Here is a 267-nt window from a genome sequence, read left to right on the forward strand (position 1 = left end):
ACATTCCGACCTACGCCCTGCGCTGGGTGGCGGCGTCGTATCTGGACCAGCGTGAGCCGGAAATCGCCACCGACCTCTATCGCCAAGTGCTGTCGGCACCCGACGCGGATGTCGGTGATCGCCTCGAAGATTCCACCGCGCTGTATTACTCGTTGCTGGAAAGCGACCGCGCCGAAGAGGCCCGCAAGGTCGCCGAAGACTTGGCCAAGACCCAGCGTCCGCGCATCGAACTCAAGGGCTTGCCGATCGGCAACCCCAACCATGAAT

Annotated in this window: 1 pseudogene; it reads left to right on the forward strand. The window is 62.9% G+C overall.

Annotation, left to right across the window (positions count from 1 at the left end):
* Positions 1-267 (forward strand): annotated as a pseudogene (locus DBR24_RS32720) (poly-beta-1,6 N-acetyl-D-glucosamine export porin PgaA); the annotation flags it as partial.

Origin of the sequence: Pseudomonas sp. HMWF006 (genome assembly GCF_003061205.1) — a bacterium.
Taxonomy (GTDB): domain Bacteria; phylum Pseudomonadota; class Gammaproteobacteria; order Pseudomonadales; family Pseudomonadaceae; genus Aquipseudomonas; species Aquipseudomonas monsensis.